At 44.5% G+C, this 6,034-nt stretch carries 7 protein-coding genes; all 7 read right to left on the bottom strand.

The window, feature by feature from the left end:
* Positions 1-294: 294 nt before the first annotated feature.
* The 7 genes from hemB to tatA are packed head-to-tail and all read right to left on the bottom strand — an operon-like array spanning position 295 to position 6,029.
* Positions 295-1,305, bottom strand: a complete 1,011-nt coding sequence (gene hemB, locus HG547_RS18350) for a porphobilinogen synthase (RefSeq protein ID WP_037422636.1) — start codon at positions 1,303-1,305, stop codon at positions 295-297.
* Positions 1,306-1,314: 9 nt separating this feature from the next.
* The gene (locus tag HG547_RS18345; RefSeq protein ID WP_169548666.1) at positions 1,315-3,192 is read right to left on the bottom strand and encodes a diguanylate cyclase; all 1,878 of its coding nucleotides are present in this window, start codon (positions 3,190-3,192) and stop codon (positions 1,315-1,317) included.
* A complete protein-coding gene (locus HG547_RS18340; RefSeq protein ID WP_169548665.1) occupies positions 3,185-3,988 on the bottom strand; it encodes a TatD family hydrolase in 804 nt (267 codons plus the stop codon). The genes HG547_RS18345 and HG547_RS18340 overlap by 8 nt, the downstream gene beginning before the upstream one ends.
* Positions 3,988-4,518 carry a hypothetical protein gene (locus HG547_RS18335; protein WP_169548664.1) on the bottom strand — a complete coding sequence of 177 codons (531 nt, stop codon included), beginning with the start codon at positions 4,516-4,518 and terminating at the stop codon, positions 3,988-3,990. The genes HG547_RS18340 and HG547_RS18335 overlap by 1 nt, the downstream gene beginning before the upstream one ends.
* A 44-nt stretch (positions 4,519-4,562) precedes the next feature.
* On the bottom strand, positions 4,563-5,312 hold the full coding sequence (tatC, locus tag HG547_RS18330; protein WP_169548663.1) for a twin-arginine translocase subunit TatC: 750 nt from the start codon (positions 5,310-5,312) through the stop codon (positions 4,563-4,565).
* Positions 5,313-5,315: 3 nt separating this feature from the next.
* A complete protein-coding gene (gene tatB, locus HG547_RS18325; protein ID WP_037422648.1) occupies positions 5,316-5,765 on the bottom strand; it encodes a Sec-independent protein translocase protein TatB in 450 nt (149 codons plus the stop codon).
* A gap of 6 nt (positions 5,766-5,771) precedes the next feature.
* Complete coding sequence (tatA, locus tag HG547_RS18320; RefSeq protein ID WP_037422651.1) at positions 5,772-6,029, bottom strand: Sec-independent protein translocase subunit TatA; 258 nt, start codon at positions 6,027-6,029, stop codon at positions 5,772-5,774.
* Between the last annotated feature and the right edge of the window lie 5 nt (positions 6,030-6,034).

The following is a 6,034-nucleotide window of genomic DNA, read 5'->3' as shown; positions in this document are numbered from 1 at the left end:
CGCCGATGGTAGTGTGGGGTCTCCCCATGTGAGAGTAGGTCATCGCCAAGCGCCTAATTAAACAATGAAGCCAGCTGAACAAGCTGGCTTTTTTGTTTTAGGCATTTGTAATTTCATTCTCTCTATTACTACTTCCTATTCATCACTTCCTTTTATTCGCTTCTGCGATGACGATAGTTATTACCTACATATCGATTTGACCGACAGAGTAATAGTTCCAAAGGCTTTCTTCGAGCTAATAAAAAGGGCAGCGTTTGGCTGCCCTTTATGCTTAGCATTGGTTTTTAAACCCGATTATTTAGCTTCTTTTAGCCACTGTGCTGCACGTTTGGCGAAGTAGGTAAGAATGCCATCGGCACCAGCACGTTTGAAGCATAGTAGCGATTCCATGACGATAGCCTTTTCAGCTAACCAGCCATTTTGGATCGCGGCCATGTGCATGGCATATTCACCACTCACTTGGTAAGCAAAAGTAGGAACAGCTAACTCAGTTTTAACACGATGAACGATGTCGAGATATGGCATACCTGGTTTTACCATCACCATATCCGCACCTTCTTGGATATCGAGCGCCACTTCGTGTAGTGCTTCATCACTGTTAGCTGGGTCCATTTGATAGCTATGCTTATTACCACCTTTTAGGTTACCTGCTGAGCCAACTGCATCACGGAATGGGCCATAGTAGCTCGAAGAGTATTTGGCTGAATAGGCCATGATCTGGGTATTAACATGGCCAGCTGCTTCCAGTGCTTGACGGATCGCGCCGATGCGGCCATCCATCATATCCGATGGCGCAACAATATCAGCGCCCGCTTCGGCATGGGACAAGGCTTGTTTAACTAAAATTTCTGTAGTGATGTCATTCAGGATATAGCCTGTTTCATCAATAATGCCGTCTTGACCATGGGTCGTGAAAGGATCGAGAGCCACGTCCGTCATAATGCCAAGTTGTGGGAAGGCTTTTTTGAGTTCACGTACAGCACGCTGCACTAGTGCGTCAGCATTGTAAGCTTCTTCTGCCATAAGAGACTTTTTCTCTGCTGGCGTGACAGGAAAGAGGGCAATTAAGGGGATGCCTAATTCAACAAGTTCTTCTGCTTCTTTGAGCAGTAAGTCGATTGAATAACGCTCCACACCTGGCATTGAAGCGACTTTTTCGCTGCGATTACTGCCTTCGAGCACAAACATAGGATAGATTAGGTCATTCACTGTTAGGTGATTCTCTGCCATCAGGCGACGGCTAAAATCATGTTTGCGCATGCGGCGCATTCTGCGCTGTGGGAAGGCACTGGTAATGATATTCACATTAGACTCCTAATTAGGTTCTGTTTGCGCTGGCGCATACAATTTCACTTGATTGCGTCCGCTATTTTTTGCTTGATAGAGGGCTTTATCTGCCTGCTCTAATAATTCAGTACTGTGTTGTTCATTCAAGATTACGTCGGCACTCACGCCGATACTGACGGTGAGTGGTATGGGTTTTCCTTCCCATTCAAGGCCGATACTAGTCACTGCATCTCTTATATTTTCAGCGACTTGAAGCGCACCATCCGCGTTGGTATTGGGGAGAATAATAGCAAACTCTTCTCCACCAAAACGTGATACTAGATCGGTTGGTCGTTTTAAATGCTGCTGCAATGTCTTCGTGATAAGTTTTAGGGCCTGATCACCCGCTAAATGGCCAAATTGATCATTGATAGATTTAAATCGATCGATATCGATCATTAATAGTGCTATTGGCGTTTCTTGACGACGACTTATACGGCTTTCTGCTAATAGGCGTTTATCGAAGGCACTGCGGTTTTTAGCCCCCGTTAAGCTGTCTATAGTGCTTTGTTCTGTGAGCTTTTGATTAACTTCATGCAATTCGCGCAGGGTAATTTCAAGTTCCAAAGTGCGCTCTTGTACCATTTGTTCTAGTCTTTCGTTAGTTTCTGCTTCTACTTTTAATGCATCTTCACGTGCGCTACGAATTTTTTGTGCTTGTTTTAGTGCTTCTTGTTGAATGCGTTGTTTGGCTTTACGTTCGTCGTTATAGCGGATAGCAAGCACGAGTGACATAAAGATGATTTCAAAGGTTAACCCCAGCATTACAGGTGTCTGAGGTTTGATATTCAGCTCGATAACGCCTAAATACAGTAAGCTACTCAGGCACGCCCCCGTCAGCATACTCACCCAGCCAACAGTATAAAGTTTGGCTAATTTTTGCCCTCTAGCGGCTTGAATAATTGCGAGTATCATCATAATGATACTGAGCACGACAACCGAGATAATCTCAATGTAAAGTACAGTGCCATAACGCAAAAAGGGGACTAATAAACAGATTAAAAGGATATAAACGGCACTATAACGGCACATCAAAAGCATGCGGCGATTATAGTATTTTAATTGTAAAATTTTTTCGGTAAACATTAAGGCGAAAGCCATAACCAAAGGGAGTAGCACAGGAACCATCAGTTGCTGCAATGTTGGCCAATTAGGCCAGAGGAAGCGGAATGCGAAACCATTAATCGTGGCAACTAAGAGAGTCATGCTAAGGACGTAGCCGGAGTAATAGCTATAACTGAATGAACCAGAAGCTAACGCGATAAATAGACTAAAGATACCGATGGCGGCGAGTACCCCAAGCTGAAATCCATGTTCGACAGCTGTTGATTCCGCTATTTGTGCCAAATCGTTGGCCGACCACAAATTTAAAGGAACGGCCGCATTGCCTTCGGTTTCAATATGTATATAAAAGGTATGTTGTTCATTGGTGTTAATTTTAAAAGGGTATAGAAAAATATTACTCAGCAGTGGACGCTGTTTATAGGGAAGAGTATCTCCCATATACGTTGTGTTGACGAGTTGGTTATCTACAAGATGGTAAATAGTTACTTTATCTAATAAGGGATTATCTAAGGCAAGAATGCGTGAAAGGCTTTCGTTGTTACTACTAAGATTAACTGACAGCCAAAAATTATGCAGGCTAAGACGTTGAATATCGTTACTGGTAAACTTATGCCATTGTGCCTTGGGAAGTGCTTCAATGTCCGCTAACTGACTTTCAGAATGAGGATGAGTCACCATTAGCCAAGGTGTTAGACTGAGCGGCGTCGGAGTGTGTTCATTGATGTTGATTATGCTTGCGAAGCTGCCAGATGATATGAGCATGCTGATAAGCAAAACCAATAAACAACTTAATTTAGCCATTCTGTTGACTCAAATTAAAAAACGCTAGGCTATTTTGATAGCATTGTTTTGCAAATTCAGCCGGATCTTCTCCGCGTAGATTGGCAATATACCGAGCAATATAAGGCAAATATTCGGGTTTATTTTTACTGGATTTAGGCTTAGGACGCATGCTACGCGGCAGCAGATAAGGACTATCTGTTTCGATCAATAAGCGATCTTTTGGAATAAATGGCACTAGCGCTGCTAATTCTTGGCCGCGTCTTTCATCACAAACCCAACCTGTAATTCCTAGGTGTAAATCGAGATCGATATAAGCTTCCATTTGCGCTTGGCTGCCTGTAAAGCAGTGTAACAATGTGCCGCGAAGATGTGGGCGGTACTCACTAACGATGCTTAAAAAATCACAATGGGCATCTCGCTCATGCATCAGAACGGGTTTTTGAAGGTCAATCGCCAGTTCTAATTGGGCGATAAATGCTTTGCGCTGGGCCGGACGGGGAGAAAAGTCCCTATTATAGTCTAGCCCGCATTCACCAACGGCAACGACCTGCGATGCTTGGCATAAATCTATGAGAGTTTGTTTGGAATTCGTTTGCCATTCGCTAGCATGATGCGGGTGTACACCTGCAGTGCAATAAAGCTGTTTGGGATACTGTTGGCATAATTGAATGGCTGCCGCGCTTTCGCTTAAATCACTGCCAATAACAATTAACGGCGAAACCCCTTGGTCCGCCGCTGCTTGTATGATTTGCGCTATGTCTGGTTCGAGTGCGCTGCCAAGCAAGTTGACAGCGATATCTATATAAGATGACATTATTTTAGGCGTTTTACCCTCACCTTAGCATTACGACTTTCTGTGCCCATTAAGAAAGAGCCAAGCGCTGCTTTTTCGATAAATACTTTTTCACCGACTTTGAGATTGAATTTACGGTTTTCGGTTTGTTTCCAAACTTGGCCATTGGTAAAGGTAATTTTTAAAGCACCGTAGGCATCTTCTGCTATTGACTCCACATCGAGATAAATTTTGTCAGTCGTATTCTCTTGGACGCGTTTAACTTCCATACCGAAATTATCTTCGACATTGGTCACGGCGGCAACAACAGGAGCTGCAGTCGCCACAGCTGCAGGGGCCGCTGCGGGAGTGACAACGGGGGCGACAGCTATCGGTGCCGTGGTGTTATTGGTCACTGTGGTGACTTGAATGCTTGCTGCGAGGTTGTCATAGCATACCAAGCGCTCGAGCTTGTCTGTTATCCCTGCACATTGAGTTAATTGCTGCTCAATACCTGCATTAGCCTGTGCAGATACCAGTAACACTGCACCAGTCAGTAGAGTTAAACGCATCCCAGTTTCCTTATTATTATTTTCCTCTAATGCCGATTGAGGCATTAGTCATTCGTTGGTTGTTTTTCATCGGTCTCGTCATCAGGTTTACTGTAAAAACGAGCCGCAAATAATCCGCCTTCGAACAATAACAGCATTGGCACTGCAAGCATAGTTTGGGAAATAACATCAGGTGGTGTGAGCAGCATACCCACCACGAATGCGCCGACAATAATATAGGGGCGTTTTTGCTTGAGATCTTCAGGTGTTGTCACACCGGCCCAGCAGAGTAAAACAACGGCAATCGGGATCTCAAAGGATAAGCCGAATGCAAAAAATAATTTCAGTACAAAATCAAGATAGCTGCTGATATCGGTTGCAACTTGTACTCCCTCTGGAGCCGTGTTGGCAAAAAAGCCAAATACAACTGGGAATACAACGTAATAAGCGAAGGCTATACCTAAATAAAATAGCACTGTGCTGCTAAAAAGTAGCGGCATAACTAAGCGTTTTTCATGCTTATACAAACCCGGTGCTACGAAGGACCAAATTTGAAAGAGCACATAGGGTACGGCCACAAAAAATGACAGAACTAATGTCAGTTTAAAAGGGGCGAAGAAAGGTGCGGCCACATCGGTCGCAATCATACTGCCACCTAAGGGCAAAGACTGCATTAAAGGGATTGCCATGTAATGGTAAATATCATTTGCCCAATACACACTACAAATAAATACAATCAATACACTGGCAATGGATTTAAGCAGCTTGGACCTAAGTTCAAGCAAATGGCTGATAAGTGGCTGCTGTTGCGACATGAATTATCCGTTAGCTTTCGGGTTAGAACGGGTATCCTCGCCCTGAATGGACTCACTATGTGGGGCGGAGGAAGCCGAAGTTGGACTCGCCTCGGTAGAAACCGTTTGGCTTGCAGGATTGTGGATCTGGTTTTCCTGTGCACTGGGAATATCTTGCACTTGGTAAGGACGATTCACTGACTGCGCGGCTTGCTTCAATTGATCGATTGACTCTTGCAGCTCGGGAGAGAGGTTAGATAAACCTTTGCTCTCCGCTTTTTTGAGGTCGGCGTGCAACTGCTCGATCTTTAGCTCTTGCTCAAGTTCTTCTTTGACTGAGTTGGCCATGCGTTTCATCGCGCGGATCCAACTGGTTACTGAACGTACTGCAACCGGTAGACGTTCGGGGCCAAGAACGACCAGCCCCAGAACACCGATCAGCAGCAGCTCCATAAAGCCGATACCGTCAAACATAAAGAGTTACGCCTGTTCTTTGTGAGACTCAGGTTTCTTTTCAGTCGCCTGTTGAGTTGGTTGTGCGGTTTGTGCAGTTTGCACTGGTTTTGCCGCTTCAGTGTCTTCTAGCGCCTTTTTATCTTCTTCTGAAGACATGGCGTTTTTGAAGCCCTTAACAGCACCACCTAAGTCACCACCCAAAGAGCGTAATTTCTTAGTTCCAAACAATAAGACAACGATTAACGCGATGATAAGAAGTTGCCAAATACTAATGCCACCCATGAAGG

The sequence above is a fragment of the Shewanella sp. DNRA4 genome, from assembly GCF_012843185.1.
GTDB classification, from domain to species: Bacteria; Pseudomonadota; Gammaproteobacteria; order Enterobacterales; family Shewanellaceae; genus Shewanella; species Shewanella xiamenensis.
Note: the sequence above shows the minus strand (reverse complement) of the source record. Positions and strands in the feature narration are given on the sequence as shown.

Coding starts and splice junctions, on each gene's coding strand:
- HG547_RS18345 (WP_169548666.1), bottom strand. CDS start 3,192: ATGGCTAAATTAAGTTGTTTATTGGTTTTGCTTATCAGCATGCTCATA.
- HG547_RS18340 (WP_169548665.1), bottom strand. CDS start 3,988: ATGTCATCTTATATAGATATCGCTGTCAACTTGCTTGGCAGCGCACTC.
- HG547_RS18335 (WP_169548664.1), bottom strand. CDS start 4,518: ATGCGTTTAACTCTACTGACTGGTGCAGTGTTACTGGTATCTGCACAG.
- tatC (WP_169548663.1), bottom strand. CDS start 5,312: ATGTCGCAACAGCAGCCACTTATCAGCCATTTGCTTGAACTTAGGTCC.
- tatB (WP_037422648.1), bottom strand. CDS start 5,765: ATGTTTGACGGTATCGGCTTTATGGAGCTGCTGCTGATCGGTGTTCTG.
- tatA (WP_037422651.1), bottom strand. CDS start 6,029: ATGGGTGGCATTAGTATTTGGCAACTTCTTATCATCGCGTTAATCGTT.